A 26,021-nucleotide genomic window follows, 5' to 3' on the forward strand; every position below is an offset into this window, starting at 1 on the left:
CGGCGATCCCCTCGGTATCGGAGGCTCGCGGGACCGAAACGGACGGCCAAGGGACCGAGAGTGGCGAGCGAGGGACCGAGAGCAGCGAGCGAGGGACCGAAACGGACGGCCGGAGGGCCGGTAGCGACGACGGGAGACATTACGCGAACGCCTCGAGAGTTCGCTCGGTGGTCAGTACCGTCGCGAACTCGCCGTCCAGCTGCGAGAGCGCCGTGCGGTGGGTAACTCCGGCGTCGAAGCGGTCGTCGCCGACCGACCGCGGAAACGTCGCCGTCGCGTCGGCGACCACGACGACCCCGAACCCGCGGTTTTGGGCCATCCGGGCCGTCGTGGAGACGCAGTGGTCGGTCGTCAGCCCGCAGACGACGAGGGTATCGTGTCTCTGCTCGCGGAGCCACGGCTCCAGTTCCGTCCCGACGAACGCGCCGTTGACGCGCTTGACGAACTCGGCCTCGCCGTCGGCCGGTTCGAGTCCCGACTTGTACGCGAAGCCGGGCTCGCTTCGCCGCAACGGCGAGTCGGGCGCCGTCGAGTCGTGTCGGACGTGGACGACCGGGCGGTTTCGGTCGCGCCACGCCGCCAGGAGCCGCGCCGCGTTCGCCTCGGCGTCGGGGTTGTTTCGGTCGCCCCAGGCGGGGTCGTCGAACCCCCGTTGGAAATCGACCAACACGAGAACCGCGGACTCCGATCTGATCGGGTCAGACATGTGACCCCGCACTCCGGCGTTCCCCGAGCAGTCGGTCGGACTTCGGGTGCTCGCGGGTGACGGTGATCGGACACGACGAGGGGGCCTGGGCGTCGTCCGAGGCGAGCATATACTGTGGCCACTCGCGGTCGCCCTCGACGCCCCAGTCGCCGAGGTCGGCGTGCGGGCAGACGCCGTCGTACGATTCGAGCCGTTCTTGGATGACGTCGCGGGCGTGTTGGCCCGCTGCCCTGTCGGCGGTCACGCCGAGTTCCTCGAACAGCGCCCGCGGCTGGAAGGTGATCTCGAGACCGATCGGACAAAAACGGCTCTTCCGGTCGTCGTAGAAGGGGGCGCGGCAGGTGGGAAACATCGGCTCGCCGCCGAAACAGAACTCCCAGTGGGGGTCGTCCGGTTCGGTCGGGATGTCCTCGGGCCACGGCTCCGGGTCGTGGACGTGCAGGAACTGCAGGATATGCCACAGCGTGTCGTGATACTCGGCCTCCGTGAGCGTCCGGTCGGGCGGCCGGAAGAACGCGACGAGCGAGGCGCGGTCGCTGTGATCGGTTCGGACGTCGAGGTACTCGAGGAGCGTCTCGCCGAGGCCGAGCAGAGCCCCCGCGTCGGTCGTCGAGGGGACCGCGGTGTACAGCGGGTCGCCGTTCGCGACCGATTCGGCGCCGAAAAAACAGGGGAACGGCGTGTCGTTGCGTCGGCCCAGAAGTCCCTCGCGAAAGGAGTTCCAGTGGGCGCGGACCCACGCCGGGGCGGCCCCCGATTCGACCCGCGACTCGACGGTCGCTTGGGTTCGAAGGCCACCGACGATGCGGTCGGTCATGTCCACGGTTCGGGACCGATCGGCTTCTATCCAACGGTTCAAATCGTTTATAAATACCCTCGAGATACTTATATATCGAGTCGCGGCGTTTATATATGCATGCGTTGTAGCGTCGCCTATGCCGGAGGACGTCCTCTTCGAGTCCGAGAGCAAGCAGAGCCGATCCGAGATCGCGACCTATCTCCGAACCGTCGCGGACTCCCTCGATGAAGGCAGGGCGATCACCCTTCGGGCTGGCGAGCAGTCGGTGACGATGGAACCGCCCGCTCGGCCGACGTTCGAGGTCAAGGCCGAACGGGAGGGACCGGCTGGCTCGCCCGGCGAGTTGAGCATCGAACTCGAACTCGAGTGGGACGAGGACGGCGGTGAGGACGGCGGCGAGGACGGCGAACTGACGATCGAGTGAGGCGGCGAGCGATCGACCCCCAAGGCATTACGCGGCGTCGGGTGTCGGCAGCGTGATCTCGATCGTAGTCCCCGGCGTGTCGCCACTCCGGATGTCGAACGCCCCACCGGAGAGCGTGACCAGGAGACGGGTGACCCACAAGCCGGCCCCCTCGGAGTGTTCCAGCGGGGTCTCCGGCTCGTCGAGGGCGAGTCGCCGTTCCACAGGTGGCATCCCGGGACCGTTGTCCGAGACGCGAACGGTGGCGTGCTTGCCGTCTGCGCTCTCCGCGGCCGAAACCGAAACCTGCGGCGTCTGCTTGTCGTTGTGGACGACAGCGTTCTCGAGGAGTTCGTCCAACACCCATTCGAACGCTCGCGGGCCGACGACCGGCATCTCCTCCTCCGGCAGGTCCGTCTCGATCCGCGCGTCCGGGTACTGTGGTCGGGCGGCATCGGCAGCGTCTCCGATGCAGGCCCCGAGATCGAACGTCGCCCTCGCGACGTCGCCGCCCGAGAGTTCGTTGTTCAGCCGGCTCATCTTGTCGCTGAGGTCTACGAGTCGTTCGAGGGCGGTCTCCATCTCCCGGATCGACTCCTGTTCCGCGTCGGGTACGTGGGGCGTGATCTCCGAGAGGTGCCCGTCGATGATCGACGCCTGGTTCCGGAGGTTGTGCCGGAGGATGCGATGAAGGATACTGACGTGTTGGATCTCCGTTCGGATCCGGTCTGTGAGTTGCTCTAACTGCAGATACTGCGCCTTCGCGATGATGTAGATGAGCCCGCCCGAGGACACGACGAAGGCGCTGCCCTTGATCGTCTGAAGAATTGTCAGTGTCCGGGCGCTCGGCGTGATCACAAAGAGCAGTTGGTCGCTGGCGCCGATCCAGACGAACCCACAGATCACATAGATGACAGCGCCTCGCAACGGAGTGACGAGCGGGATACGCTCGAACCACTGCATACTGACCGTATCAGTAGTGACACGTATATTAATAATGGTTGCACCCCGGACGCGGGCGGCGGTCGGGGGGTCCAACCCGACGCATCACCCCACTCGACCCGACCCGACCCGACGCATCACCCCACTCGACCCGACCCGACCCGACGCATCACCCCACTCGACCCGACGCGCCACCCGGCCACGCGCTCGAATCCCCGAACGTCTCATCGGGCGGGACGACAACCCATATTAAATCGCCGGCCGAAGCCCCCGTATGTACGACGGCCCTGTGCTCGACAACCACCTCCACCTCGACCCGATCAACGGGCGGGGGGTCGAAGCCGCCGAGGAGTTCGAACGCGCCGGCGGGACGCACTTGCACGTCCTCAACAAGCCCTCCTGGGACCTCGTCGGCGAGGTCGACGACGAGGACGGCTTCCGGAAGACGTTCGATCTCACCGTCGGCGTGACCGAATCGGCCGACGAGGTCCTCCCCGGGCAGGCGCGTCCCGTCCTCGGCGTCCATCCGGCGTTGATTTCGCGACTGCTCGAGCGAGGCTACGCCCCCGGGGGTGCCGCCGACCTGATGAAGGCCGGCATCGACATCGCCGCCGAGTACGTCGCCTCGGGGTCGGCGCTCGCGATCAAGTCCGGCCGCCCCCACTACGACGTCTCGGATGCGGTGTGGGACGCTTCGAACGAGGTCATGCGGCACGCCTTCGCCCGCGCCGCCGAGGTCGGCTGTGCCGTCCAGCTCCACACGGAGGGCGGCGAGGACTTCGAGACCGTCGCCGAGTGGGCCGAAGCCGAAGGGCTCACGCGCGAGCAGGTCGTCAAGCACTACTCGGGCGGCTACGTCGAGGGGCCGATCCCGAGCGTCATCTCCCACGAGGACGACCTCGAGCGCGCCTGTGGCGGTGCGTGGCCCTTCCTCATGGAGACCGACTTCATCGACGACCCGGACCGTCCCGGCGCGGTGCTCGGTCCCAAGACCGTCCCGAGACGAACCGCCACGCTCGCCGAAGCGGGACACGGGGCGGCCCTCCGGCGCGCTCACGTCGAGACGCCCGCCCGCGTCTACGGGATCGACACCGAAGCCACGCTGGGGTGAGCCGCTCCGGACGGCGTTCGGGGTGATTCGAGAGTTCGTCGCGCCGCCGCATCTGGTGTGTTCGGCCGCCGCCGCGGTCGTTTCCGGGTGTCCCCGCAGGGGCTCGATGCGGCGCTGCGTCCAGCGGGTGACCGGAGCTGGGTCCCGGCGGTCGTTCTGGCCGGGGTCGTTCTCCCGGCCGTATTCGCTTCGTTCGGCGGGGTCGTCGCCGCGAACACCGGATCCGGCGACCGGTACCCGGCCGTCGCCGCGAACTCACAGCTCGCGGGCAACGATATCGCCCCACGGCTTGAAGCCGTATCGGTCGTAAAACCGTCGGGCGCGCTCGTTGTCCCGGTCGACGTCGAGCAGGAGCCGCTTGAGCGGCAGCGCCTGGCCTTCGGCGACGTCGATGGCGCGCTCGAACAGCGCGTCCGCGACGCCCTCGCTCCGCTCTTCGGGGACGACGTAGAGTTCGTTGACGACGGCCGCGTCCCAGACGAACGACAGCCGTTCCGGCAACAAAAAGACGTACCCCACTGCGTGCCCGCAGTCGGTTTCGGCCAACGAGAGACAACGCGGTTCGTCGTCGATACAGCGCTCGACCCACGCCAGCCACCGCCGTCGGTACCTCTCGGTCAGCTTCGACTCGTATCGACTCGATTTGTCTTCGCCGCCGGTCGCCTCGCCGATCCCGGTCTCGAAGCCCCGCTTGAGGTCCCAAAGCGCCCGCCGGTCGCGGTCGGCCGTCGGATCGTACGGGCGGATCGTCGCGTCAGTCATCGGATACACTGTCCGACCGGTCGCCGCACCGGTTAAGCCGATCGGACTGGAGCCGTCGTGCGAGTACCACGAACGCGCCGGTGAGGAGGACGTGGAGTTGCCACCCGCGGACGGCGACCGGGAAGCGGCGGTCGACGGGACCGGGGTCCGGCTCGGGATCGGGCTGGGCGGGGTTCGAGACGTGCGTCTCGGCCCGCGTGCCGCCCTGTCCCGCGTCGATCACGCTCCGGCCGGTTTCGGGGTCGCGGCCGACGTCGACGAACGTCTGGACGAACCCCTCCGACGCCGAGAGATACATCTCGCCCTCGAGCGTGAAGAACCGATCCAGTACCGGCCAGAGGAGATTGATCCCTTCCAAGTGCGTCCAATCGAGGGCGACGTGGGCGAACGCGTGGACGAGGAGACCGACCCACGCGATCCGGACGCCGCGGGCGCCCCACCGGCTCCGGATCGCGGAGTCCGCGCGGGTCGTCTCCCAGTAAAGCAGGGGGGCGACGACCGCCGAGACGACCATCGTATGCAGGACGGTTCGGTGGGCGCCCGCCATCACCAATCCGAGTGCCGTGTCCACCTCCGGGACCACGACGACGACGAGCACGACGGCGAGCGCCCGGCGGTCGTAGAACCGCCCGAGGAGTCCGACCGCGAGCGCCGCCGCGAGGGCAGCGTGGACGACCGACGAGGGCATCAGGACCGCGCCCTCCTCGAACGATCGCGCCGTTCGACGAGCCACTTCGCCGGGAGGGAAACGAGCGCCGTCGCGACGAGGACGGCCTGCTCGCCGGTTTCGACGATCCGGAGTCGCCGGTCGTCGCCGGGAGCGAGGGGGGAGGGGATCGTGTGGGTGTCGAGCGTCCCCGGCGAGGACACCTCGACCCACCCGTCGGCGACCGTCACGTAGGTCTGGACGACCCCGTCCTGCGTCGAGAGGAGGAACCCGCCGACGATGGCGTAGTACCGATCCGAGAGCGGATACAACAGCGCAACGCCCTCGGAGCTGAACGCGTCGACGCCGATCCCCGCGACGGCGAGGGCGGCGACGGCGACCCACGCCACCCGGACCCCGTAGGGGCCGTACCGATCGGCGAGCCTCGACGCGCCGCGTATTCGGGTGTCGCAGTACAGCGCCGCCGCCGCGAGCAGGGGGAGGAAGACGGTGTGAAACGTCGCGTTCGGCCCGCCGGGGCCGACGAGGACGAAGACGAGATCGAGGTCGGGCACCGCGGCGACGGCGACGACGACCGCCACGGAGCGACGGTCGAACGCCGGTCCGAGGAGCGCAACCGCGAGGAGGACACCGACGGCGGCGGCCACGAGCGTCGGCGGCATGACAGTGAACTGGATTCCAGTCGTCATAAACCCGCTGGCGATCCCCCACCGCCAGCGGGCGGTGTCCGGCGAGCGATGCGTCGGCCGCGCGCCGTGAGGGCACTCTTATGTCGCCGGGGGGCACATTGGAGACGTATGCGCGACCCGCGTGCGGAACTCGCCGAGCGAATCGCTGGGGAGGTGACGCTGTCGGAGGATCCGGGGGCGACGCTGCGGAAGTGGCGCGAGGAGTTCGGCGTGGCGCAGACGACACTCGCGGACGAACTCGACGTCTCGGCGTCGGTCGTCTCCGACTACGAGAGCGGCCGGCGCGAGAACCCCGGGATTCGGGTCGTCAGCCGGGTCGTCGAATCGCTGCTCGACATCGACGAACGGCGGGGTGGGGACCGCGTCCGCCAACACGCCAGGGTGTTGTCGGCGGGGTTCGACAAGGACGTCGTCTACGACCTCCGGGAGTATTCGGCGACGGTCTCGCTTTCGCGTTTTTATGACGCCATCGGCGCCGAGACGGTCGTATCTGGTAGCGCCGAGACGATCGCGGGCCACACTATCATAAACAGCGTCGAGGCGATCAAGCGGCTCTCCAGCGAGGAGTTCTACCGGCTCTACGGCCAGTCGACGAACCGCGCGCTCGTGTTCACGAACGTCACGCGGGGGGAGTCGCCGCTCGTTGCGCTGCGGGTCGTGACGCCGACGCCGTCGGCGGTCGTCCTCCACGGCTTGGATGGGGCGGACCTCTGGGAGCACGCGCCGGCGCTCGCTCGAGCGGACGGCGTCTCGCTCGCGACGACTGCGGTGTCGATCGAGTCGACCCTCGAGGCGCTCCGGGAGTTCCCCTGACGCGGGAGTTATGCGAGTCGCGCCCCTACCCCGGGTATGGACACGACGACAGCCGGCGGTGTCGACGTTCCGTCGGTCGGACTCGGCACGTGGCGGCTGACCGGCGACCGGTGTCGGGAGGCGGCTCGAACGGCGCTGGAACTCGGTTATCGCCACCTCGACACCGCCCAGGAGTACGACAACGAACGGCAGGTCGGAGCCGCGCTCCGCGACAGCGACGTCGACCGCGAGGACGTCTTCGTGACGACGAAACTCGGGCGCGGTAACCGCGATTACGATGGGGTGCGCCGCTCGACCGAGGAGAGCCTCGCGAAACTCGGCACGTCGTACGTCGATCTGCTCTTGATCCACTGGCCGAACGTAACGACGCCGCTCCGGGAGACGCTGGCCGCGATGAACGAGCTGGTCGAGGAGGGGACGGTCAAACACGTCGGCGTCTCGAACTTCGATATCGACCGGCTGGACCGCGCCCGAGAGCTCTCCGAGCACGGAATCCTGACCGATCAGGTCCAATACAACCCCTATTGGTCCCAGACCGAACTGCTCGATTACTGTCGGATTCACGACGTCCTCGTGACCGCCTACTCGCCGCTGGCCCACGGCGGGGTGGTGGACGATCCGGTGCTCGAAGCCATCGGAGAGGGATATGAAAAAAGCCCCGCACAGGTCGCCATCCGCTGGCTCGTCCAACAGCCGAACGTGATAACGGTCCCGAAGGCGACGAGCCGAGCGCACATCGCCGCGAACTGCGATGTCTTCGATTTCGTGTTGGACGACGACGAGATGGAGCGGATCCGACAGCCGTCGAGAGCCAGAGCCGCCGCCGGCTTCCTCAGGAGCCGGTTCCGGGAGCTCGGCTGCTCGTGAGCGTTCTCGCTCCTGCATAGATTTACCTTTCCGGGGCGCAATATCACGACAGCGATGAAGATCTACACCGGCCGCGGCGACGAGGGGATGACCGATCTCCGGGACATGTCCCGGATCTCGAAGACGAGCCCCCGGATCGAGGCGTACGGGACCGTCGACGAGGTCAACAGCCTCATCGGGTTGACGCGCCCGTCGGGCTACGACGACGTCGACGAACGGCTCCAGGGGATACAGAACCACCTCCACATCATTCAGGCGGATTTCGCGAGCCCGAACGCGGACGATCCCGACTCGCCGCACATCGAAGAACACCACGTCGAGAAACTCGAAGACTGGATGGATCGCCTCGACGAGGAACTCGAACCGCTCCAGAGCTTCATCCTGCCCGGCGGCAGCGACGTCGGGGCGCGGCTTCACCACGCTCGGTCGGTCTGTCGGCGCGCCGAACGCCGCGCCGTTGCGCTGGCGGCCGACGAGCCGGTCAACGACGCCGCCATCGCGTACCTGAACCGGCTCTCCGACGCGCTCTTTGTGTTCGCCCGCGTGCTGAACGAACGAGAGGGCGTCCCCGAGGAGTCGCCGACGTACTGACGTCGCCCCCGGCCGTGTCCGTTCAATCCTTTTAAGCCCCGCCGGATCCCGAAACAGAGTATGCAACGCGTAGATGTCGCCGTCGTCGGCGGGGGTCCGGCCGGCTCCTCGGCCGGCTACGCGGCCGCCCGCGAGGGGGCCGACGTCGTCGTCCTCGAAAAGGGGGTTCCCCGGGCCGACCGGGCGGGTCGCGGTCCGGACTCGACCGACGCGGCGGGCATCCTGGATTACTGGGTCGACATCATGGACCTCGACGAGCCCATCCCCGAACACGTCAAACACCGCGAACTCTCGGCCGCGGAGTTTATCGGTCCGACGGAGACCCTGGCGTTGACCGAGACGGGGATCGACTCCACGTACCCCAACTTCGGGTTTACGATGCACCGGGCGCGCTTCGACGACTGGCTCGGCGAACGGGCGCGGAGGGCCGGAGCCGACTACCGGGTCGGAGCCGGCGTCGCCGGCGTCGAAACGTCGCTGACTGGCGAGCCGTCCCACACGCTGACGCTCCGCGACGGCACCGAGATCGAGGCCGAGTATCTCATCCTGGCCGACGGCCCCCAGCGGACGGTCACCGGGCGCGTGCTCGGGCGCTGGCTCCCGGAGACGGCGATGGACCGCCTCGAAACCCGCCGGGCGAACCACATCGCCTACCAGGAGTACCGAGAACTCCCCCCCGAACTGTTCGAGGACGACCGGATCAAGTTCTGGTGGGGGTACATGCCGGGGCACACCGCCTACCCGTGGGTGTTCCCCAACGACGGCCGCGTCGCGCGCGTCGGGTTGACGATGCCGATCGACCTCGATCTCGACTCTGTCGACGACCGCGAGCGCTATCGGCTGTTGCGGCCCGAGGACGAGCGGATCCCCCAGGGTGGCACCTACATCGAGCGCCTCCTCGGAACGGTGTACCCCGAGTACGACCTCGAGGAGTTCCCGCTGCGAACGGATCGCGGAAAGTCCGGCGGTACCGAGACGTATCCGATCTCCTCGACCCGACCGATCGAGTCCCCGACGCGAGCGAACGTCGCGGTCGTCGGCGGCGCGATGGGTGCGACCTCCGCGTTCCACGAGGGGGGCGACCACGTCGCGGTCCGGACCGGCTCGATCGCGGGACGGCTCGCGGCGCTGGGCGCGCTCCGGGCGTACAACGCCGAGTGGCACCGTGCGATTGGCCCGGAGGTCCGCCGGAACTGCATCTTCGCGGAGATGGTCCGCGGCTACGGGCCGGACGACTGGGATCGGCTGTTCGGCCTCGTCGACGACATCGTCGACGACGACGGGATCACCCCCCGCGAATCGGTCCGGACCGGCGTCTCGGGGGTGAAGCTCTTCGCGGAGTACACCCTCCGGAAGTTTGGCTACCGGAGCGGTCGGTACGCACAGATCCTCGAGGACGAGTACGCCGTCTGACCGGCGCTGCCCGGATACCCTCCCGATCGACCCTCCCCCGGACCCGAAAGAACATTACGACGTGGGGGCGTATCCACCGGTGCGCACCATTAGTCCCCGACCGAGCAGCCCCCACGGGCAGCGATGACCGCTCGGAGAACCCGGGTGTGCGATACGCGTTCGACGACGCCCGCCTCGACGGCTGGCGCCGTCCCGACACTCGGTCGCGCCGTGGGCGCGACCCGCCCGGCACGAGGGTTAGCCGACCGACCGTGGCACACAGCCTGGGATGAGGTCGGACGTTAGTGTTCCGGGCGACAATCTACTAGTAGCAGCCCACCACGGCTGCTGCTTATTCAGAACGCTATTGTGTAGCACATTGTTGATGGACTGCAGTCGTTCGATTTGCGGGTGCGTGAATCAAATTGGGAGTCCGCGGTAGAGGTGCTTAGAAAGTCGGTTAGTGTTCCCACTCAGCTAGCAACGACTGTATCAACAATCTCCTACAAAAGAGCGTTACTCGTGAAACCAGCCGTACCATTCTCCGAGATCAACTAGTTGGTTCTTGAGTCCTGCTGTTCCGTACTGATTGAATACCTCATCTACTGTTCGAGCGAGCCCTTCCGGATCGACGTCCGGTCGGCTCTGATCGTAATATAAAACAAGCCGTCTGCGGCGTCCGGAACTGCTGTGTCCACGCCGGATCCAGGCGCCGGCACAGAAACGGGACCCCCCACCCCGACAAACGGGAGGCGAGTAGCCCCGAGCGCGGTAGAGTGAGGCAGGGTGGGGTAGGGTAGTTTACCGCCCTCGCCCCGTCAGCTCGTCGAGCTTGTTCAAATACGGCTCCCGGGGTAGCTGATACGTCGAACGGTAGTCGAGCTCACCCGCGGAGAAGCGGGCCGTCAGCCGCTCGGCCGCCTCGACCGCCGTTGCCCGTTCGTCGTACGTGTCCGGGGCGCGTTCCACGTCGGGTTCGAGACGAAGCGTGACGACCCAGGGCGCGTCCGGCGGAAGGTGACGGTTCCCCCCGGGGCGTCGGGTCCGGCGGCCGCGGGTGACGTACACCGTCGGCAGACACGGGGCCGGAAACGCCGAGCCGTCGAAAACATCGGGCCGGTACGCCGCCACGGCCCGGTCGGAGTCGGCGTTCCAGACGGTCCATCCCGAACCGAGCGCCGCCGCGTCGAGCATACGTTCCGTTCGCCCTCGACGTCCATTACAGTCCCGGTCGCATCGGGCACGACTGCCCCTCCGACGTCGGGGTCGTTGCCTGATCACACCGTCGGGCGAGAAAGACCATACCGAACAATGACGTGACACACCGATTAAAACCACGAAAAGCAACAGTCTTTAGACCGTTACGGTCGCGGTCACTGGTATGGGTGCAGACAACCAGGAACCAATGATCCGACCGGCCGATCCGCCGGGTGACCCGTCGGCTCTCGAACGCGAACCGGGCGATACCGTCTCCGAGTACATCGATCTGGCGTCGGACCTCGAGGCGGCCGTCTCGGGGGCCGTTCGTTTCGACGAGTACGCACAGGTGCTGTACGCGACCGACGGAAGCATCTATCAGGCCCAGCCGGCCGGCGTCGTCTACCCGAAGGACATCGCCGACGTCCGCGAGGCCGTCCGGATCGCCGTCGAGCACGAGACGCCGGTTCTGCCGCGTGGGGCCGGTTCATCGCTCGCCGGGCAGACCGTCGGGCCGGGGTGTGTCGTCCTCGATATGTCCCGGCACATGGACGGGCTCCTCGAGATCGACGCCGACGCACAACGCGCCCGCATCCAGCCGGGGATCGTTCAGGACGACCTCGACGATCGCCTCGCCGAGGAGGGCCTGAAGTTCGCGCCCGATCCGGCCTCGTCGAACCGCTCGACAGTCGGCGGCGGCATCGGGAACAACTCGACCGGCGCACACTCGGTTCGCTACGGGATCACGGACGCCTACACCGAGGAGGTCAAAGCCGTCCTCCCCGACGGTTCGTTGCTGCACGCCCGCGAGGTCGTCCTCGACAGCGACGAGTACGACGAGATCGTCTCGAAAGACGACCGCGAGGCCGAAATATATGAGACCGTCCGCGCGCTCGTCGAGGAGAACGAAGCCGAGATTGAAGAGAAGTACCCCGATCTCAAGCGCCGCGTCAGCGGCTACAACCTCGATCGCGTCATCTATGAGAACGGCGCGGGCGAGACGGTGATCAACCTCTCGAAGCTCTACGTCGGCAGCGAGGGGACCCTCGGCGTCATTGTCGAGGCCACAGTCGGCCTCGTGACGATGCCCGAGGAGACCGCGTTGGTGCTGTACTGTTTCGACTCGCTGGTCGACGCGATGGAGGCCGTCCCGGAGGCCTTGAACTTCGAGGTCAGCGCCGTCGAGTTGATGGACGACGAGGTGTTCCGGCTGGCAGCCGAGTCGGACGGCTACAGCGAGTACGTCGAGCCGATCCCCGGGGGGACGGCCGCGGCGCTCATGCTCGAGTACGACTCCGAACTCGTCGAGGACTTCGAGGCCGCCATCGGCGAGACCAACGCGTACTTCGTCGACGACGGCGACGCCTTCGACGCCATCGAGGCCTACACCGACGAGGCCCAAAAGGACATGTGGTCGCTCCGGAAGGCGGCGATCCCGCTGTTGATGAGTCTGGAGGGCGACCCCAAGCCGTACCCGTTCATCGAGGACGCGACGGTGCCGCCGGAGGAGCTCGCCGAGTACGTCGTCGAGTTCGAGGAGGTCCTAGAGGATCACGACACCTCCGCCGCGTACTTCGCCCACGCCGGCAGCGGCACGCTGCATATCCGGCCGATCCTGAACCTCAAAGACGAGGTCGGCATCGAGAAAATGCACTCGATCACCGACGACGTGACCGACCTGGTGTTGAAACATCACGGGTCCTTTTCGGGCGAACACGGCGACGGGATGGCCCGAACCGAGTTCAACCCGAAGATGTACGGCGACGACCTCTGGACCGCGTTCAAGGAGGTCAAGACCGCCTTCGATCCCGAGTGGTTCATGCATCCCGGCAACGTCGTCTACCGCGACGGCCCCGAGGACGTCGGTCCGGCGGACAACCGCGGCGTCGGCGCGGATATGCGGGAGAACCTCCGGTACGGCTCGAGCTATCAGTCGCTCGAACCGCAGACGAAGCTGGATTTCTCCGACGAGGGCGGCTTTTCGCACCTCGTCGAGTTGTGCAACGGCTGTGGGACCTGCCGACAGACCGACGAGAACACGATGTGTCCGACGTTCCGGGCCTCCCGCGAGGAGGTCCAGGCGACCCGGGGGCGCGCGAACTCCCTGCGGGCCGCCATAAGCGGCGAACTCCCGGAAGAGGAGATCTACTCCGATCGCTTCCAGGAGGAGGTGTTGGACCTCTGTGTCGGCTGTAAGGGCTGTAAGTCCGATTGCCCGACCGGTGTCGACTTCGCGAAGCTGAAAGCCGAGGTCAAACACGACTATCATCAAGAGAAGGGAACGAGTCTCCGATCGAAGCTCTTCGGCAACGTCGATACGGTCAACGCCCTCGGGAGCGCCGTTGCGCCGGTCTCGAACTGGGCACAAAAGCTCCCCGGATCGGACGTCATCGCCGAGAAGGTACTCGGGATCGCCCCCGAGCGCGACCTCCCGACGTTCTCGAAGGAAACGCTCGTCGGGTGGTTCGAGGAGCGCGGTCCCCGGGTTCCGCTGGCGGAGGCCGACGACACCGTCGTCCTGTTCCCGGACACCTACACCAACTACAACTACCCCGAGCCCGGGAAGGCGGCCGTCGAACTGCTCGAGGCGGCGAACATCCACGTTCGCGTCGCGGACAAAGACGAGATCGCCGCCAGCGGCCGGGCGGCCTTCTCGATGGGGCTGCTCGACGAGGCCGAAGAACGCGCCCAAACGAACCTCGACACGTTGATGCCGTACGTCGAGGACGGCTGGTCTGTGCTGTTCGTCGAACCCTCCGACGCTGTGATGTTTCAGGACGAGTACCTCGATCTCCTCTCGGACGACCGCGTCGAGGACCTCGCCGTCGCCGCCTACGGCGTCTGCGAGTATCTCAACACGTATCAGGTCACCGACGAGATGGACTTCGACGCGCCCGCGGAGTACGTGACCTACCACGGCCACTGCAACCAGAAGGCGCTCAACCGCGATCACCACGCCGCAGCCGCGCTGTCGGCGGCCGGCTACGACGTCGACGCGCTCGACTCGTCGTGCTGTGGGATGGCCGGCTCCTTCGGCTACGAAGAGGAGCACTACGAACTCTCGAAGGCGATCGGTGAGATCCTCCACGAGAAGGTCGAAGAGAGCCCCGGCGGCGAGGTCGTCGCCCCCGGCGCGTCCTGTCGCTCTCAGCTCGCGGACGACGACTTCGAGGGCGAACGCCCCGCCCACCCCGTCGAGAAGCTCCACGACGCGCTGGCCTGAGAGTGGGCGGTTGCGCCGTTTCGCCCGCGGTCGCGAGTTCGGGGTCCGCCGACGAGGCGCCACGTTTTTAAATAGATCGACGCCTACCGACGGCCATGCCGAAACCACGCGACGACGTCGACGACCTCCGGGAGTTCGAGTTCCGGGAGCCGGAGGACGTCCTCGAAGCGGAGTATCTCTACACCGTCTACGAGATCGCCCGCCTCCTGCAGGGCGTCGACCCCGATGCTGAACTCGACGTCGAGACCGAGGACGTCCTCCTCGATTGGGCGATCCCGTGGATGCTCGACCACAGCGGGGCGTTCGTCTTCGCCGAACCCGACGCCGACGACGAGCCGGGGTACTACGGCCTCAGATGAAACTGCTGGTCGCCGGGAGCTCTGAGGTCGACGCCGGGAAGACAACGTTCACGACCGGCCTGATCGAACGCACCGGGATCCGTGGGTATAAACCCCGTGCCGGGAACGGCTACTGGTACGACCAAGACGACTACCGGCGGGCGATCGAGGAGGGCCGCCTCTACGGGAAGGACGCAAAACAGATCGCCGCCGCGAACGGGGGATCGACGAGTCCCGAGGAGATCAACCCCGTCCACCGGCTGTGGCTGCCGACGCCGGGGCGCGGCAAGGGCATTCTGGGCCGCGACGGGCGACGCTTTCTGTTCGACCGCGTCACGCTCGACGCCGATACCTACGTTGTCAACGGCGAAGCCGACGTCCCGCCGGGGGCGAAGCGGGCGTTCCCACTGGATCGTGCCCACCACGTCGACTCGCTGGAGGCGCTCAACGAGTCGATGGCCCACTATCACGCGCCCGCGCTGGACGCGCTCGCGGACGGGATCGAGGACCGCGAGGGGGCGATCGTGGAGTCCTACGCCGATATTGCCCGCCCGCTCTCGTCGTTCGTCCCCGACGCGGTCGCCGTCGTCGAACCCCGGCGCTGTCGCGTCTACGACGGCGATCGGTACGCGAAGGCCTGCGAAGTCGCAAGCGGCAGCGCCCACGAGGGCCGTCTTGAGGAGCGCGTCGGGAGCGTCGTCGACCTCCTCGAGCCGGTCGAGTCGCTCGCGCTGCCGGCGCTGTCGAGCGCGGAACGCGGGGATCTCGGGGTCGTCGCCGACGCCTACACGGACTCCTACGACGCACTGCTCGGGGCGGTCTGACCGTGCTCCGGCCACGGGCGTTCCGCCGTCGCCGCCCGCGAGCGACAGACTCTCCACGGCGCGTACCCTACTCAACGCCGTGAACTCCGAGACCGACGCCGCTCCGGTCGTGCTCTTCGACGGCGTCTGTAACCTCTGTGTCGGGTCGCTCCCGTGGTTGCTCCGGATGGACCGAAGCGACCGACTCCGCTTCGGGACGCTCCAGTCCGAGGCCGGGACGGAACTGCTGGAGCGCTGTGGCCTTCCCCGGACGTACGACCGGAGCATGGTCGTCGTCGAGGGAGAGACCGCGTACACCGAATCCGACGCCGTCGTCCGGCTGGCGTGGCTGTTGGGGTTTCCCTGGGCGCTCGGCTCTGTCGCCGCCCTCGTCCCAGAATCGATCCGCGACCGCGGCTACCGATGGGTAGCGCGAAACCGCTATGAGTGGTTCGGGACGCGGGAGGCGTGTCTCGCACCTGACAGCGACCTCGTCGACGGCGACCTCCGCGATCGGCTTCTCGGGTGAACCGTCCGGCACTTCGGTGCCCGAGTGGATGTGATCGCTCGCCACACGCGGGGCCGGTTCGACGCGCTTAAGTGGCTCATCCGCCTCGCTCAACGTGAGACAGGCGTAGCCTGTTTCACGCCGTAGTAGCCACGTGGCTGCAACTACGGAGGTGAACGATGGCAGATTCGATACAGGACGCAGTATCCAGCGCACTCAGCGACTCACCCGACCGGAACTTCCGGGAGACGGTGGACATCGCTGTCAACCTGCGCGATCTAGACCTAGCCGACCCCAACAACCGGGTGGACGAGAGCATCGTCTTACCGTCGGGTACGGGCCAGGACACGCGTATCGTCGTCTTCGCGGAGGGCGAGACCGCCCTCCGAGCCGAGGACATCGCCGACGAGGTACTCGACGGCGAGGACCTCGAAGACCTCGGAGACGACGATAACGCGGCGAAAGACCTTGCCGACGAGACCGACTTCTTCATCGCGGAAGCCAATCTGATGCAGGACATCGGCCGGTATCTCGGGACCGTCCTCGGTCCCCGGGGGAAAATGCCGACGCCCCTGCAGCCCGACGACGACGTCGTCGAGACTGTCGACCGGATGAAAAACACCGTCCAGGTCCGTTCCGGCGAGCGGCGCACGTTCCACACGCGCGTCGGCGCCGAGGACATGGACGCCGACGCGATCGCCGACAACATCGACGTCATCCTGCGCCGACTGTTCACGGACCTCGAGAAGGGCCCCCAGAACATCGATTCGGTGTACGTGAAGACGACGATGGGGCCGGCGGTGGAGGTGCCCGCATGAGCGCCGAGGCCGAACGCAAGACCGAGACGATCCCGCAGTGGAAACGCGAGGAGACCGACGCGATCGTCGAGTTCCTCGAGAGCTACGGCTCGATCGGCGTCGTCGACATCACGGGTATCCCGAGCAAACAACTCCAGGATATGCGCCGTGAGCTCCACGGGACCGCGGCGCTGCGCGTCTCGCGGAACACCCTGATCGAGCGTGCCCTCGCCGAGGTCGGCGACGGCCTCGAGGGCATCGCCGAGCACGTCGATGGCCAGGTGGGCCTGATCGGCACGAACGACAACCCCTTCGGGCTGTACCAACAGCTCGAAGCGTCGAAGACGCCGGCGCCGATCAACGCCGGGGAGGTCACGCCGAACGACATCGTCATCCCCGAGGGTGACACCGGCGTCGACCCGGGACCGTTCGTCGGTGACCTCCAGACGGTCGGGGCGAACGCCCGGATCGACGGCGGATCGATCAAGGTCGTCGAGGACTCGACCGTGCTCTCGGCCGGCGAGGAAGTGTCGGCCGACCTCGCGAACGTGCTCGCCGAACTCGGGATCGAACCCAAGGAGGTCGGCCTCGACCTCCGCGGCGTGTTCTCCGAGGGCGTGTTGTTCTCGCCCGAGGAGCTCGACATCGACGTCGAGGAGTACGTCGCGGACCTCGAAGCCGCCTCCAGCGCAGCGCGGAATCTCTCGCTCAACGCCGAGTACCCGACGGCCCGGACCGCGCCGTCGATGCTCGCGAAGGCGGCCGGCGAGGCGAAGTCCGTCGGGCTGTCGGCAGCCGTCGAGAGCCCCGACCTCGCCGACGATCTCGTTTCGAAGGCCGACGCCCAGGTTCGGGCGCTCGCCGGCGCCATCGACGACGAGGAGGCGCTGCCGGAGGAACTCCGCGGCGTCGAGGCTGCCCCTGCTACGCCGGCAGCCGACGCCGAGGAAGCGGACGGAGACGACGACGAGGCCGACGAGGCCGCGGTCGAGGAATCGAGCGACGAAGACGAAGACGAAGACAACGCCGAGGACGCCGACGACGGCGGCGACGCGCTCGGCGACATGTTCGGGTGATTATCAATGGAATACGTTTACGCAGCACTCATTCTGCACGAGACCGACGAAGAGATCAACGAAGACAACCTGACCGGCGTGCTCGACGCCGCCGGTGTCGACGTCGAGGAATCCCGCGTCAAGGCGCTCGTCGCCGCGCTGGAAGACGTCGACGTCGAGGAGGCCATCGAAACGGCCGCAGCGGTGCCCGCGGCCGGCGGCAGCGCGGCCGGCGGATCGACCGAGACGGCCGACGAAGCCGAGGAAGCTGACGCCGACGAGGCCGAGGAAGCCGACGCCGACGCCGACGAAGAGGACGACGAGGACGACGACGGCGGCGAAGGCCTCGGCGAACTGTTCGGGTAGTCGGCTTCCGACTCGATCGAACGGTCCAAACCTTCTCTTTTATTAACGTACCAGCGACGCGACCGTCTCCGGGGCCACGGTGGGCGCCGGCGGTCCGCCGGTCCGCCCGGTCATTTATATCCGATGACGCGGCCACTCCTGCTCGATGGAGGTGACACTCGCGCCGGGGGCGACGGTCCTCGCGCTCTGTTTCGTCGGCGGTGGCGTCGGTCTCGGCGCGGTGAGCGGCCTCGTGCCGGGACTGCACGCCAACAACATGGCGCTGTTGCTCGCGGGCGTCGCTCCGTCGGTCCCAGGGCCGCCGCTGTACGTCGGGATGGCGATGCTCTCGGCGGGCGTCGTCCACACGTTCCTCGAGATCGTCCCAACGCTCGCGCTCGGCGTTCCCGACCCTGCAACGGCGGTCGCGGCCCTGCCCGGTCACCGACTCGTCCTCGAGGGGCGCGGCCGAGAGGCGCTTCGGCTCTCGGCGCTCGGCAGCGCCGGCGCGGTCGTCCTCGCTGCCCCCCTTGCGATCCCGATCACCGGGCTGATGGTCCGGTTGTGGCCCCTCGTCCGGGCGAACCTCGCCGTCGTCCTCTGTGGCGTCGCGGCGACGCTGATCCTGACCGAACGGGGCGTCGTGTCGAAGCTCGTCGCTGCCGCCTCCTTCGGGCTGAGCGCGGCGCTCGGGCTCGGTACGCTGGATCTCTCCCCCGAGGCCCCGCTGGCAGCTGGCGGGATGCTCGCGCCACTTTTCGCCGGGCTGTTCGGCGCGCCCGTGTTGATCGACGCCGTCGACGGCGACGGCGTCCCACCGCAGGACGGCCCTGAAATCGCGGCGTCGAAACGGGGCGTCCTCGGGCTCTCGGGGCTCGGTACGCTCTCCGGGGCAGTCGTCGGCTACGTGCCGGCGGTGTCGAGCGCCGTCGCCGCGACGCTGGCGCTTTTGGCCGTCCCAGGGCGCTACGGCGCTCGCGGCTTCGTCGTCGCCACGTCGGGAGTTAACACGGCAAATACGATCTTCGCGCTCTTTGCGCTCGTCGCCCTCGGATCGCCACGGACGGGCGTCCTCGTCGCCCTCGAATCGGCGTCGGTACCGCTCTCGATGCCGCACCTGCTCGTCGCCGTCACGGTCGGGGCGAGCGCCGGGTTCCTCTGTGTCCTCGCGGTGGGCGATCGGTATCTCGCTGTCGTCGGGCGGATGGATCCGGCTCGGCTCTCGGTCGGGTTGCTCTGTGGACTCGCGGGACTGTCGTACCTGTTCGCCGGCCCCGTCGGCGTCGGCGCGTACCTGGCGGCGACGACGGTAGGGCTCGTCCCGGCCCGGCTCCGCGCCCGTCGCGCGAACCTGATGGGGGTGCTCATCGGTCCAATTGTCCTCGGATGAAACGGGACCGTATCGGGAACGCTACAGCCGATACTCGGGGCCGTCGTCGGTGTCCTGCACCTCGACGCCGAGCGCTTCGAGGTCGTCCCGGAGGTCGTCCGCCCGCCCGTAGTTGCCGGCTTCCCGCTCGTCCTCGCGGAGTTCGAGGACCAACTCGACGAGCTCGCCGACGAGCGTCGCCTCGCCCTCGGCGCCGCCGCCGAAGTCGAAGCCCAACACGCCCTCGCCGAACTCCTCGAACGTCTCGAGGGTACGTCGCAGTCCCCGGTAGTCGTAGGTGTCCGCTCCCTCAAGGTGGCGGTTCGCTGCCCCGGCGAGTTCGAGGAGCGCCGCGAGCGCCTCGCGGGTGTTGAAATCGTCGTTCATCGCGTCGGTGAACGCCGTCCGCGCGTCCTCGACCGCCCCCCGAAGCGGGGATTCGACCTTCGTCCGAGCGTTGGGGGCGTCGGCCGCCGATTCGACCCGGTCGTGGGCCGCCTCGAGGCGCTCCCAGCGCTCGATCGCCTCCTCGATCGCCGCCTCGCTGTAGGTCTGCGTCGAGTTGTACGACGCTGACGCGAAGAACATCCGGAGGGCGTTGACCCCGAACCGGTCGACAGCCTCCGAGACAGGGATGAAGTTGCCGAGGCTAGAGGACATCTTCTCGTCGTCCATCTCGAAGAGGTCGGCGTGGAGCCAATAGCTGGCGAACCGCTCGCCGGTCGCCGCCTCGCTCTGGGCGATTTCGTTCTCGTGGTGCGGGAAGACGAGGTCGCGGCCGCCGATGTGGATGTCGATGGAGTCGTCGAGGTGCGTCATCGACATCGCCGAACACTCGATGTGCCAGCCCGGACGCCCCTCCCCCCACGGCGAGTCCCACGTCTCGCCCGTCGGGCTGTCGGCGTCGTACTCGCGGTCCCCGTGTCGGTGTTCCTCGACGGCGGCCTCCGAGACGCCGCCGGCCTTCCACAGCGCGAAGTCGGCCGGGGTGCGCTTCTCGGAGCGTTCGTCCTCGGCGCCCTGTGCTTCGACGTCCGCTACCGACTGGTTCGAGAGCTTCCCGTAGTCGGGGAACTCGGTCACGTCGAAGTACACGGAGCCGTTGGACTCGTAGGCGTACCCCTTCTCGATCAGCGTTTCGACGAGGGCGATGATCTCCGGGACGTGCTCCGACACCCGGGGATACACCTCGGCGCGTTCGAGGTTAAGCGCGCGCATGTCGGCGAGCAGCTGCCCGATGAAGCTGCGAGCCACGTCGAGTTCGTCCTCGCCGAGGGTTCCGCCGTCGGCACGCTCGCCGACGCGGGCGACGATCTTCTCGTTGACGTCGGTGACGTTCTCCACGTGGCGGACGCCGTAGCCGAGGTGTTCGAGCCACCGGTGGATCACGTCGACGTGGACCCACGTCCGGGCGTGGCCGAGGTGGGCCGCATCCGACACCGTCAGCCCGCAATAGTACAACAGGACGTTGTCGGGATCGGCCGGTTCGAACGCCTCGCGCTCGCCCGAGAGCGTATTCAACAGACGGAGCGTCATTGCCGGAGCCTCGGTCGGCGCCGATTTTAATGCGTCGCTTGCCCGTCTCCGAGCGCGTCCTCGACGGCTCTGACCGCGTCGGGCCCGGCCCGTCGACTGACGACGACGGCGAGGTGACCGTCGGTTCCCGCGGCCGCGACGGCCTCGATTTCGGCCGTTCGGAGCCGTCCGAGCACCGCTTCGAGCGACCGGGCACCGACCTCGCCGGTCGCCACGACGGCCGTCAGATCGCCGCCCGCCGCCGCAAACGTGTCCGTGCCGACCTGCAGGAGTCCGCCTTCGTCGTCCCCGGCAACGCCGACGTTCGAACGCATCGAGACGCTGACGCGGCGCCCCGTGGGGTCGTGCCCGTCCAGCCCTTCGGCGTACCGACGGAGGGCGGCGACGACGGCGTCGGTATCACCGACGTCGAGAAACTCGGCGGCGGCGGTGTAGTTGAGGACGCCCGCCCGGAGCGCGGTGTGGAGAAAGGGGTGCGCCCGGACGGCGGCGCGCGTGTCTTCGGCGACGGTCATAGACGGGGGCTCGCCCGGCCCGAACAAGGGCGTACCGGTCGACGTCGGCGGGTCTCGCGGTCGCGTCCGTCGGTCGCGCTGTCGCATCTTATGGGACGTCCCGAAGCCCATAAGGCCGCCGTCGCACAACACAATAGTATGCAAGCGCTCGTCATCGTCGCCCACGGGTCACACCTCAATCCCGACGCGAGCACCCCGACGTACGACCACGCCGACACGATACGCGAGGCCGGCGTCTTCGACGAAGTGAGGACCGGCTTCTGGAAGGAAGAGCCCTCCTTCCGGGAGGTGCTCCGGACGGTCGAAAGCGACGAAGTGTACGTCGTGCCGCTTTTTATTTCGGAGGGGTACTTCACCGAGGAGGTCATCCCGCGGGAACTCCGCCTCGATGAGTGGGACCTCGAGGCGTGGGACTCCGATGGAACGAGCGCGACACACGCTACCTTCGAGGCGGCCGACGTCGAAAAGACGATCCATTACTGTGGTCCCGTCGGGACCCACGACGCGATGAGCGACGTCATCGTCCGGCGGGCCGAGAGCGTCACCGGCGATCCCGAGGTCGGCGAGGGGGTCGCCCTGGCCGTCGTCGGCCACGGGACCGAGCGCAACGAGAACTCCGCGAAGGCCGTCCGGCTCCACGCCGACCGCATCGACGCGATGGATCGCTTCGAGGAGGTCGAGGCGCTGTTCATGGACGAGGACCCCGAAGTCGACGACGTGACGGACTTTTTCGAAACCGAGGACGTCGTCGTCGTCCCGCTGTTCGTCGCCGACGGCTACCATACCCAAGAGGACATCCCGGAGGACATGGGGCTGACGGAGGACTACCGAACCGGCTGGGAGACACCCGCCGAGGTCGAGGGCCACCGGATCTGGTACGCCGGGGCAGTCGGCACCGAGGCGCTCACCGCCGACGTGCTCATCGAGCGGGCGGCCGACGCCGGGGCCGACGTCGGCGACGCGATCGAGGAGGTCCGAGAAAAAACCCGAACCGTCGGGACGGACCCCGACGCAGGGACGACCGGCGACACCGGGAGGGATGCGGACGCCGAGGCGGGCGCGGAGGCGGGTGACTGACGTGAACGACGCCCACCTCGACGCGTTGGTTTCGGCGGCGGCCGAGGGGATCGAGTGCGACGGCCTCTCCGTGGGTCACACTGGCGACGGGTACCGGTTCGAGACGCCCGACGGCACCCATACCGGGCTTTCCGAGCCGGAGCTCCGGTCTGTCGCCGCCGAGAAGCCGCGGTTCGTCTCGAACTGGTATCATTGGGATCGGACCGACCGCCCGGACACCGAGCGGGCCTTCCTCCGGTGGCTCGAGGGCGCCGAGGAACGCTCGGTCCCGGAGCGCTCCGACGCGCTCGCCGGGGACGGCATCGACGCTTCGTGGGGGCAACTCCGAATCGACATCGCCGGAGGTGACGACGGGACGCGGCGCTACACGGTCAGACACGAGGCCGACGGCGACAGGAGCGCCGAGGAGCTCGACGTCTTGACGGACCCCCTCGACGCCCGCGACCTCGTCAAACACGACGACCGGGGGCGATACCGACCGCTGAAGACCGCGCCGACGCTGCCGACCGGGTGGGCGTTCGTCGACCTTGACGGCCCCGCACTCGCGGAGACCGTCGAGTACGTCTACCCGGCGACGATCGCGAACTGGTATCTCGAACGACAGGGCGACCTCGACGTGACCAACTGGCGCGAGACGATGGAGCGACAAAGCGGCATCTACGGCGTCATACAGACGTGGGACCGCGGCGAGGGCCACGAACACGTCGATTGGGTGGCCGAGGCCTGCTGTGACGACAGCCAGTGTCTGAAGCGCCGCGAGTGGGAGTACGACGACGAGACAGACCTGGCGGTCGACGGCGGCGACGAGGCCTTTCCCTGCCGGGAACCCTGTTCGCTCGTCGTGACGGCGGCACGAAAGTGGACGAAACTCGAGGGCGAGCGCTCGCGGACCTACGAGTTCGAATTGACGCCCAGCGAGAAAGACCAACTCGAGGCCATCGTCGACGCCGTCGCTGACGGCGAGGCCGACGACATCCGGGAGGCGGACATATACGAAGGGGCGAACCGCTATCGGGCGCGGTTTCTGCGGGCCAAACGCTTCGACGAGGAGGGACGACTCTGCGGCGTTCCGACCGACGATCACGCGGAGTGAGTCGCGCGCTGTGGCGGCCGCGTCACCGCAACAGGTAGTACGCGGCCACGGCGCACAACCCGGCGGCGGCGGTCGCGAGTCCACCGACCGTTGCGTCGACGCCGTCGCCCGTGAACACCGCGGCGACGGCGAGCAGTACGGCCACGCTCCCGAGCACCACGACCGGAAGCACCCTGAGTACGGGCGGCGTTTCCGACTCCGGACGCTCCGCGGGCGTCGCGAGGTCGGGGTCGACTTGGACCTCGTTTCGGCCGCATTCGGGGTCGAACGTGATATCCGCGTACTGGGTTTCCTGTCCGTGCCCGACGACGACTTTGAGTTTGCCGCGAACCGGATCGTCGGGCCACGTCGACGGGTCGCGGGTTTCGACGTAGATCCGCCGGCTTTCGCCCGCCTCGACGTAGTGGTTCGTGGCTCCGATGTGGGCCACCGTCGAGAGCTGATCGTCCAAGTTGAGATATGCGTGGGCGGCCTCGCCGTGGTTGTGGAGTTCGACGACGAAGGGACCGGCCGCTTCGAACTCCGTCGGGACGGCGAGCGTGTGCAGCCCGTCACGGTTGACCGCGACGGCGAGCGAATCCGTCACATCGTGACACACACCCGGTACGGTTAAAAAATATACCGGTCGTGCTACGCCGTCGCTTCCTCGCGCATGTCCGGCGGCAGGAGGTTCGGGATGCCGTCCTCGATCGGGTACACCTCGCCGCACTCCGTGCAGACGAGCCGTCCCTCGAGGATTTCGTCGTCGTCCTCGCGGATCACTTCGAGTTCGAGTTCGGCCTTGTCGAGCGGGCAACACAGGATGTCCAAAAGCGTCTCTTTCATACCGCCGAGTCGGGCGGCCGACGGCAAAAGTATGGCGGGTCGCCCCGACGCGCTCGGCGCCGACTGCCCCGGGGTCGGGCGCCCGAACCCACCCGAGTCCGTATTCGACTCGAAACCGAACAGCTCCACCAGCTACTACACCGCCCCCAACCAACGGTCCGGTATGACTGGCGGAACATACACCCTCCTGATCGGTCTCGATCGCCCCGCGGATATAACGATCGGCGCGCTCGGCGAACATCGGTTCCCTGCCGGTGCGTACGCCTACACCGGCAGCGCCCTCGGATCGAGTGGGTTCGGCCGGGTCGATCGCCACTACGAACTCGCGGCCGGGGAGCGCGGGACCCGCCACTGGCACGTCGACTACCTGCTCGGCCACGACGACGCCTCGATGCAGGGGGACGTCCGGACGCCGGACGCCGACGTCGAGTGTGCACTCGCGGCCGCCCTCCCGGAGGCCCCGGTCGCGGGGTTCGGGGCCTCGGATTGCGACTGTCGCTCGCATCTCGCCTACGACGCGGACGGCGATCGGCTCCGGGCGGCAGTGAGCCGCGCCCACCGCGACGCCGGTCGGGAGTGATCGATCGGAAGGATCCAGTTCCGGAACGGGTTTGTCGCCCCGGGCGCTGCGGCGCGTATGGACGATACGCGCCTCGGTGCCCTCTTGGTGTTGTGTTCTGCCGCCGGGTTCGGCACGCTGGGCGTGTTGGGGATCGTCGCCCGCGACGCCGGGCTCTCCATCCCGACGATCCTCTCGTGGCGGTTCGGACTGGCGACCCTGTTCGCCTGGACGGCCTTCGGACTCCGGGGGGAAATCCGGCCGCTGCGTGGGCGGGCACTCGCCGTCGCAGTGGGGCTCGGATCCGCCGGCTACGCCGCGGTGAGCGGTCTCTACTTCGTCGGGCTCGAGTTCATGACCGCCGGGATGGCCGGGATCGTCCTGTACACCTATCCGGCGTTCGTGCTCGTCCTCGCGGCGGCGTTTCTCGGCGAGTCGATCGAGCGGCGACAACTCGCCGCGCTCGCGGTCACCCTCGGCGGCATCGCGTTGATCACGGGCGCCGATCCCGTCGCCGCCGACCCACGCGGAATCGCCGTCGTGCTCCTCGCTGCGGTCCTCTACGCCGGATACATCACGACGAGCCGGACGGCGCTGGAGGACGTGACGCCGGCCACGCTCACCGCCCACGTCATGCCGGCGGCGACCGGGACGTTTCTCGTCGTCGGGGCGGCGACCGACACGCTCGGCGTTCCCGCCGGAGCCTTGGCGTGGGGTTCCGTCGTCGCCATCGCGGTGGTCGCGACTGCGTTACCGATCTTCGCGTTCTTCGCCGGCCTCTCGCGGATCGACGCCGGCCCGGCGTCGATACTCAGCACGGTCGAACCGGCTGCGACGGTCGTCCTCGGGGCGGTGTTCCTCGACGAGCCGGTGGGCCTCGCCGTCGTGGTCGGGGGGTCGCTCGTGGTCGTCGGCGTCGTGTTCATCGCACGACAGTAGCCAAAACAGCGAGCCGACGCCCTCCGTAGCGCGGGTCGTACACGCCTCGAGCCAGGGGAGCCAGCGACGCGCGTCAGGGGAGCCAGCGACGCGCTTCCCC

At 67.9% G+C, this 26,021-nt stretch carries 29 protein-coding genes; 18 read left to right on the top strand and 11 right to left on the bottom strand.

All coding sequences use genetic code 11. The features are described from left to right. Positions 1-139: 139 nt before the first annotated feature. Entirely contained in the window at positions 140-706 is a 567-nt protein-coding gene (locus tag NMLP_RS09675) for a cysteine hydrolase family protein (protein WP_015409930.1), read from the bottom strand. Next, a complete protein-coding gene (locus tag NMLP_RS09680; RefSeq protein ID WP_015409931.1) occupies positions 699-1,523 on the bottom strand; it encodes a YqcI/YcgG family protein in 825 nt (274 codons plus the stop codon). Before NMLP_RS09680 ends, NMLP_RS09675 begins: the two co-directional genes overlap by 8 nt. Before the next feature lie 118 nt (positions 1,524-1,641). Here NMLP_RS09680 and NMLP_RS09685 point away from each other — a divergent pair, with 118 nt between their 5' ends. Further along, positions 1,642-1,929 (top strand): amphi-Trp domain-containing protein, encoded by a 288-nt coding sequence (locus NMLP_RS09685; RefSeq protein WP_015409932.1) that lies wholly within the window; start codon positions 1,642-1,644, stop codon positions 1,927-1,929. Between the two features lie 27 nt (positions 1,930-1,956). Here NMLP_RS09685 and NMLP_RS09690 read toward each other — a convergent pair whose 3' ends face one another. Beyond that, positions 1,957-2,871 carry a sensor histidine kinase gene (locus NMLP_RS09690; RefSeq protein WP_015409933.1) on the bottom strand — a complete coding sequence of 305 codons (915 nt, stop codon included), beginning with the start codon at positions 2,869-2,871 and terminating at the stop codon, positions 1,957-1,959. A gap of 253 nt (positions 2,872-3,124) precedes the next feature. Between NMLP_RS09690 and NMLP_RS09695 the strand changes: the two genes are divergently transcribed. Further along, positions 3,125-3,961, top strand: a complete 837-nt coding sequence (locus tag NMLP_RS09695) for a TatD family hydrolase (protein ID WP_015409934.1) — start codon at positions 3,125-3,127, stop codon at positions 3,959-3,961. A gap of 255 nt (positions 3,962-4,216) precedes the next feature. Here NMLP_RS09695 and NMLP_RS09700 read toward each other — a convergent pair whose 3' ends face one another. From NMLP_RS09700 to NMLP_RS09710, 3 genes are read right to left on the bottom strand one after another with little or no spacing between them, the layout of a single operon-like run. After that, complete coding sequence (locus NMLP_RS09700; protein ID WP_015409935.1) at positions 4,217-4,723, bottom strand: GNAT family N-acetyltransferase; 507 nt, start codon at positions 4,721-4,723, stop codon at positions 4,217-4,219. After that, the gene (locus NMLP_RS09705; RefSeq protein ID WP_015409936.1) at positions 4,716-5,411 is read right to left on the bottom strand and encodes a metal-dependent hydrolase; all 696 of its coding nucleotides are present in this window, start codon (positions 5,409-5,411) and stop codon (positions 4,716-4,718) included. The genes NMLP_RS09700 and NMLP_RS09705 overlap by 8 nt, the downstream gene beginning before the upstream one ends. Next, complete coding sequence (locus NMLP_RS09710) at positions 5,411-6,079, bottom strand: metal-dependent hydrolase (RefSeq protein WP_231857231.1); 669 nt, start codon at positions 6,077-6,079, stop codon at positions 5,411-5,413. The genes NMLP_RS09705 and NMLP_RS09710 overlap by 1 nt, the downstream gene beginning before the upstream one ends. Before the next feature lie 108 nt (positions 6,080-6,187). Here NMLP_RS09710 and NMLP_RS09715 point away from each other — a divergent pair, with 108 nt between their 5' ends. From NMLP_RS09715 to NMLP_RS09730, 4 genes are read left to right on the top strand one after another with little or no spacing between them, the layout of a single operon-like run. After that, a complete protein-coding gene (locus tag NMLP_RS09715) occupies positions 6,188-6,892 on the top strand; it encodes a helix-turn-helix domain-containing protein (RefSeq protein WP_015409938.1) in 705 nt (234 codons plus the stop codon). A gap of 36 nt (positions 6,893-6,928) precedes the next feature. Further along, the gene (locus NMLP_RS09720) at positions 6,929-7,759 is read left to right on the top strand and encodes an aldo/keto reductase (RefSeq protein ID WP_015409939.1); all 831 of its coding nucleotides are present in this window, start codon (positions 6,929-6,931) and stop codon (positions 7,757-7,759) included. A 54-nt stretch (positions 7,760-7,813) separates the two neighbouring features. After that, positions 7,814-8,350, top strand: coding sequence for a cob(I)yrinic acid a,c-diamide adenosyltransferase (locus NMLP_RS09725; RefSeq protein ID WP_015409940.1), 537 nt, complete (start codon positions 7,814-7,816; stop codon positions 8,348-8,350). A 60-nt stretch (positions 8,351-8,410) separates the two neighbouring features. Then, positions 8,411-9,763, top strand: a complete 1,353-nt coding sequence (locus NMLP_RS09730; protein WP_015409941.1) for an NAD(P)/FAD-dependent oxidoreductase — start codon at positions 8,411-8,413, stop codon at positions 9,761-9,763. Between the two features lie 780 nt (positions 9,764-10,543). On the opposite strand, the gene NMLP_RS09735 is transcribed toward NMLP_RS09730, so the two are convergent. Beyond that, complete coding sequence (locus tag NMLP_RS09735; RefSeq protein WP_015409942.1) at positions 10,544-10,936, bottom strand: DUF5820 family protein; 393 nt, start codon at positions 10,934-10,936, stop codon at positions 10,544-10,546. 187 nt (positions 10,937-11,123) lie between these two features. Here NMLP_RS09735 and NMLP_RS09740 point away from each other — a divergent pair, with 187 nt between their 5' ends. The 8 genes from NMLP_RS09740 (at position 11,124) to NMLP_RS09775 (ending at position 19,398) form a co-directional block, all read left to right on the top strand. Next, entirely contained in the window at positions 11,124-14,162 is a 3,039-nt protein-coding gene (locus tag NMLP_RS09740; RefSeq protein ID WP_173400750.1) for an FAD-binding and (Fe-S)-binding domain-containing protein, read from the top strand. A gap of 95 nt (positions 14,163-14,257) precedes the next feature. Beyond that, positions 14,258-14,521 carry a DUF5827 family protein gene (locus NMLP_RS09745; protein ID WP_015409944.1) on the top strand — a complete coding sequence of 88 codons (264 nt, stop codon included), beginning with the start codon at positions 14,258-14,260 and terminating at the stop codon, positions 14,519-14,521. Then, the gene (locus NMLP_RS09750) at positions 14,518-15,324 is read left to right on the top strand and encodes a hypothetical protein (RefSeq protein WP_015409945.1); all 807 of its coding nucleotides are present in this window, start codon (positions 14,518-14,520) and stop codon (positions 15,322-15,324) included. The genes NMLP_RS09745 and NMLP_RS09750 overlap by 4 nt, the downstream gene beginning before the upstream one ends. A 79-nt stretch (positions 15,325-15,403) precedes the next feature. Further along, positions 15,404-15,832 carry a thiol-disulfide oxidoreductase DCC family protein gene (locus NMLP_RS09755; protein ID WP_049926417.1) on the top strand — a complete coding sequence of 143 codons (429 nt, stop codon included), beginning with the start codon at positions 15,404-15,406 and terminating at the stop codon, positions 15,830-15,832. Positions 15,833-15,990: 158 nt separating this feature from the next. After that, complete coding sequence (locus tag NMLP_RS09760; protein WP_015409947.1) at positions 15,991-16,629, top strand: 50S ribosomal protein L1; 639 nt, start codon at positions 15,991-15,993, stop codon at positions 16,627-16,629. Next, on the top strand, positions 16,626-17,684 hold the full coding sequence (locus tag NMLP_RS09765) for a 50S ribosomal protein L10 (protein WP_015409948.1): 1,059 nt from the start codon (positions 16,626-16,628) through the stop codon (positions 17,682-17,684). The genes NMLP_RS09760 and NMLP_RS09765 overlap by 4 nt, the downstream gene beginning before the upstream one ends. Before the next feature lie 6 nt (positions 17,685-17,690). Next, positions 17,691-18,029, top strand: a complete 339-nt coding sequence (gene rpl12p / locus NMLP_RS09770; RefSeq protein ID WP_015409949.1) for a 50S ribosomal protein P1 — start codon at positions 17,691-17,693, stop codon at positions 18,027-18,029. Between the two features lie 145 nt (positions 18,030-18,174). Then, positions 18,175-19,398, top strand: coding sequence for a tripartite tricarboxylate transporter permease (locus NMLP_RS09775; protein WP_015409950.1), 1,224 nt, complete (start codon positions 18,175-18,177; stop codon positions 19,396-19,398). Positions 19,399-19,419: 21 nt separating this feature from the next. On the opposite strand, the gene cysS is transcribed toward NMLP_RS09775, so the two are convergent. Together cysS and NMLP_RS09785 are read right to left on the bottom strand one after the other, a co-directional pair. Further along, the gene (gene cysS, locus NMLP_RS09780) at positions 19,420-20,913 is read right to left on the bottom strand and encodes a cysteine--tRNA ligase (protein ID WP_015409951.1); all 1,494 of its coding nucleotides are present in this window, start codon (positions 20,911-20,913) and stop codon (positions 19,420-19,422) included. A 26-nt stretch (positions 20,914-20,939) separates the two neighbouring features. After that, positions 20,940-21,428, bottom strand: a complete 489-nt coding sequence (locus tag NMLP_RS09785) for a DUF7523 family protein (RefSeq protein ID WP_015409952.1) — start codon at positions 21,426-21,428, stop codon at positions 20,940-20,942. 138 nt (positions 21,429-21,566) lie between these two features. On the opposite strand from NMLP_RS09785, the gene NMLP_RS09790 reads away from it, so the two are divergent. Both NMLP_RS09790 and NMLP_RS09795 read left to right on the top strand, forming a co-directional pair. After that, positions 21,567-22,505: a CbiX/SirB N-terminal domain-containing protein gene (locus NMLP_RS09790; protein ID WP_015409953.1), complete on the top strand. Its 939-nt coding sequence runs from the start codon at positions 21,567-21,569 to the stop codon at positions 22,503-22,505. Then, complete coding sequence (locus tag NMLP_RS09795; protein WP_049926421.1) at positions 22,468-23,598, top strand: DR2241 family protein; 1,131 nt, start codon at positions 22,468-22,470, stop codon at positions 23,596-23,598. Before NMLP_RS09790 ends, NMLP_RS09795 begins: the two co-directional genes overlap by 38 nt. A gap of 22 nt (positions 23,599-23,620) precedes the next feature. Here NMLP_RS09795 and NMLP_RS09800 read toward each other — a convergent pair whose 3' ends face one another. Together NMLP_RS09800 and NMLP_RS09805 are read right to left on the bottom strand one after the other, a co-directional pair. After that, positions 23,621-24,184: a DUF7524 family protein gene (locus NMLP_RS09800; protein WP_015409955.1), complete on the bottom strand. Its 564-nt coding sequence runs from the start codon at positions 24,182-24,184 to the stop codon at positions 23,621-23,623. 44 nt (positions 24,185-24,228) lie between these two features. Then, entirely contained in the window at positions 24,229-24,423 is a 195-nt protein-coding gene (locus NMLP_RS09805) for a methytransferase partner Trm112 (protein ID WP_015409956.1), read from the bottom strand. A gap of 163 nt (positions 24,424-24,586) precedes the next feature. Here NMLP_RS09805 and NMLP_RS09810 point away from each other — a divergent pair, with 163 nt between their 5' ends. After that, positions 24,587-25,003 (top strand): GIY-YIG nuclease family protein, encoded by a 417-nt coding sequence (locus tag NMLP_RS09810; protein WP_015409957.1) that lies wholly within the window; start codon positions 24,587-24,589, stop codon positions 25,001-25,003. Between the two features lie 57 nt (positions 25,004-25,060). Continuing rightward, complete coding sequence (locus NMLP_RS09815) at positions 25,061-25,921, top strand: DMT family transporter (RefSeq protein ID WP_015409958.1); 861 nt, start codon at positions 25,061-25,063, stop codon at positions 25,919-25,921. Positions 25,922-26,021 lie beyond the last annotated feature (100 nt).

The organism is Natronomonas moolapensis 8.8.11 (assembly GCF_000591055.1).
Lineage (GTDB): Archaea > Halobacteriota > Halobacteria > Halobacteriales > Haloarculaceae > Natronomonas > Natronomonas moolapensis.

Bases quoted from the DNA above. Each gene is read 5' to 3' on its own strand.
- cysS (WP_015409951.1), bottom strand. From the start codon at position 20,913: ATGACGCTCCGTCTGTTGAATACGCTCTCGGGCGAGCGCGAGGCGTTC.
- NMLP_RS09675 (WP_015409930.1), bottom strand. From the start codon at position 706: ATGTCTGACCCGATCAGATCGGAGTCCGCGGTTCTCGTGTTGGTCGAT.
- NMLP_RS09725 (WP_015409940.1), top strand. From the start codon at position 7,814: ATGAAGATCTACACCGGCCGCGGCGACGAGGGGATGACCGATCTCCGG.
- NMLP_RS09785 (WP_015409952.1), bottom strand. From the start codon at position 21,428: ATGACCGTCGCCGAAGACACGCGCGCCGCCGTCCGGGCGCACCCCTTT.
- NMLP_RS09775 (WP_015409950.1), top strand. From the start codon at position 18,175: ATGGAGGTGACACTCGCGCCGGGGGCGACGGTCCTCGCGCTCTGTTTC.
- NMLP_RS09680 (WP_015409931.1), bottom strand. From the start codon at position 1,523: ATGACCGACCGCATCGTCGGTGGCCTTCGAACCCAAGCGACCGTCGAG.
- NMLP_RS09805 (WP_015409956.1), bottom strand. From the start codon at position 24,423: ATGAAAGAGACGCTTTTGGACATCCTGTGTTGCCCGCTCGACAAGGCC.
- NMLP_RS09690 (WP_015409933.1), bottom strand. From the start codon at position 2,871: ATGCAGTGGTTCGAGCGTATCCCGCTCGTCACTCCGTTGCGAGGCGCT.
- NMLP_RS09745 (WP_015409944.1), top strand. From the start codon at position 14,258: ATGCCGAAACCACGCGACGACGTCGACGACCTCCGGGAGTTCGAGTTC.
- NMLP_RS09695 (WP_015409934.1), top strand. From the start codon at position 3,125: ATGTACGACGGCCCTGTGCTCGACAACCACCTCCACCTCGACCCGATC.
- NMLP_RS09685 (WP_015409932.1), top strand. From the start codon at position 1,642: ATGCCGGAGGACGTCCTCTTCGAGTCCGAGAGCAAGCAGAGCCGATCC.
- NMLP_RS09760 (WP_015409947.1), top strand. From the start codon at position 15,991: ATGGCAGATTCGATACAGGACGCAGTATCCAGCGCACTCAGCGACTCA.
- NMLP_RS09810 (WP_015409957.1), top strand. From the start codon at position 24,587: ATGACTGGCGGAACATACACCCTCCTGATCGGTCTCGATCGCCCCGCG.
- NMLP_RS09740 (WP_173400750.1), top strand. From the start codon at position 11,124: ATGGGTGCAGACAACCAGGAACCAATGATCCGACCGGCCGATCCGCCG.
- NMLP_RS09720 (WP_015409939.1), top strand. From the start codon at position 6,929: ATGGACACGACGACAGCCGGCGGTGTCGACGTTCCGTCGGTCGGACTC.
- NMLP_RS09790 (WP_015409953.1), top strand. From the start codon at position 21,567: ATGCAAGCGCTCGTCATCGTCGCCCACGGGTCACACCTCAATCCCGAC.
- NMLP_RS09710 (WP_231857231.1), bottom strand. From the start codon at position 6,079: ATGACGACTGGAATCCAGTTCACTGTCATGCCGCCGACGCTCGTGGCC.
- NMLP_RS09700 (WP_015409935.1), bottom strand. From the start codon at position 4,723: ATGACTGACGCGACGATCCGCCCGTACGATCCGACGGCCGACCGCGAC.
- NMLP_RS09765 (WP_015409948.1), top strand. From the start codon at position 16,626: ATGAGCGCCGAGGCCGAACGCAAGACCGAGACGATCCCGCAGTGGAAA.
- NMLP_RS09750 (WP_015409945.1), top strand. From the start codon at position 14,518: ATGAAACTGCTGGTCGCCGGGAGCTCTGAGGTCGACGCCGGGAAGACA.
- NMLP_RS09735 (WP_015409942.1), bottom strand. From the start codon at position 10,936: ATGCTCGACGCGGCGGCGCTCGGTTCGGGATGGACCGTCTGGAACGCC.
- NMLP_RS09705 (WP_015409936.1), bottom strand. From the start codon at position 5,411: ATGCCCTCGTCGGTCGTCCACGCTGCCCTCGCGGCGGCGCTCGCGGTC.
- NMLP_RS09715 (WP_015409938.1), top strand. From the start codon at position 6,188: ATGCGCGACCCGCGTGCGGAACTCGCCGAGCGAATCGCTGGGGAGGTG.
- NMLP_RS09795 (WP_049926421.1), top strand. From the start codon at position 22,468: ATGCGGACGCCGAGGCGGGCGCGGAGGCGGGTGACTGACGTGAACGAC.
- NMLP_RS09815 (WP_015409958.1), top strand. From the start codon at position 25,061: ATGGACGATACGCGCCTCGGTGCCCTCTTGGTGTTGTGTTCTGCCGCC.
- rpl12p (WP_015409949.1), top strand. From the start codon at position 17,691: ATGGAATACGTTTACGCAGCACTCATTCTGCACGAGACCGACGAAGAG.
- NMLP_RS09730 (WP_015409941.1), top strand. From the start codon at position 8,411: ATGCAACGCGTAGATGTCGCCGTCGTCGGCGGGGGTCCGGCCGGCTCC.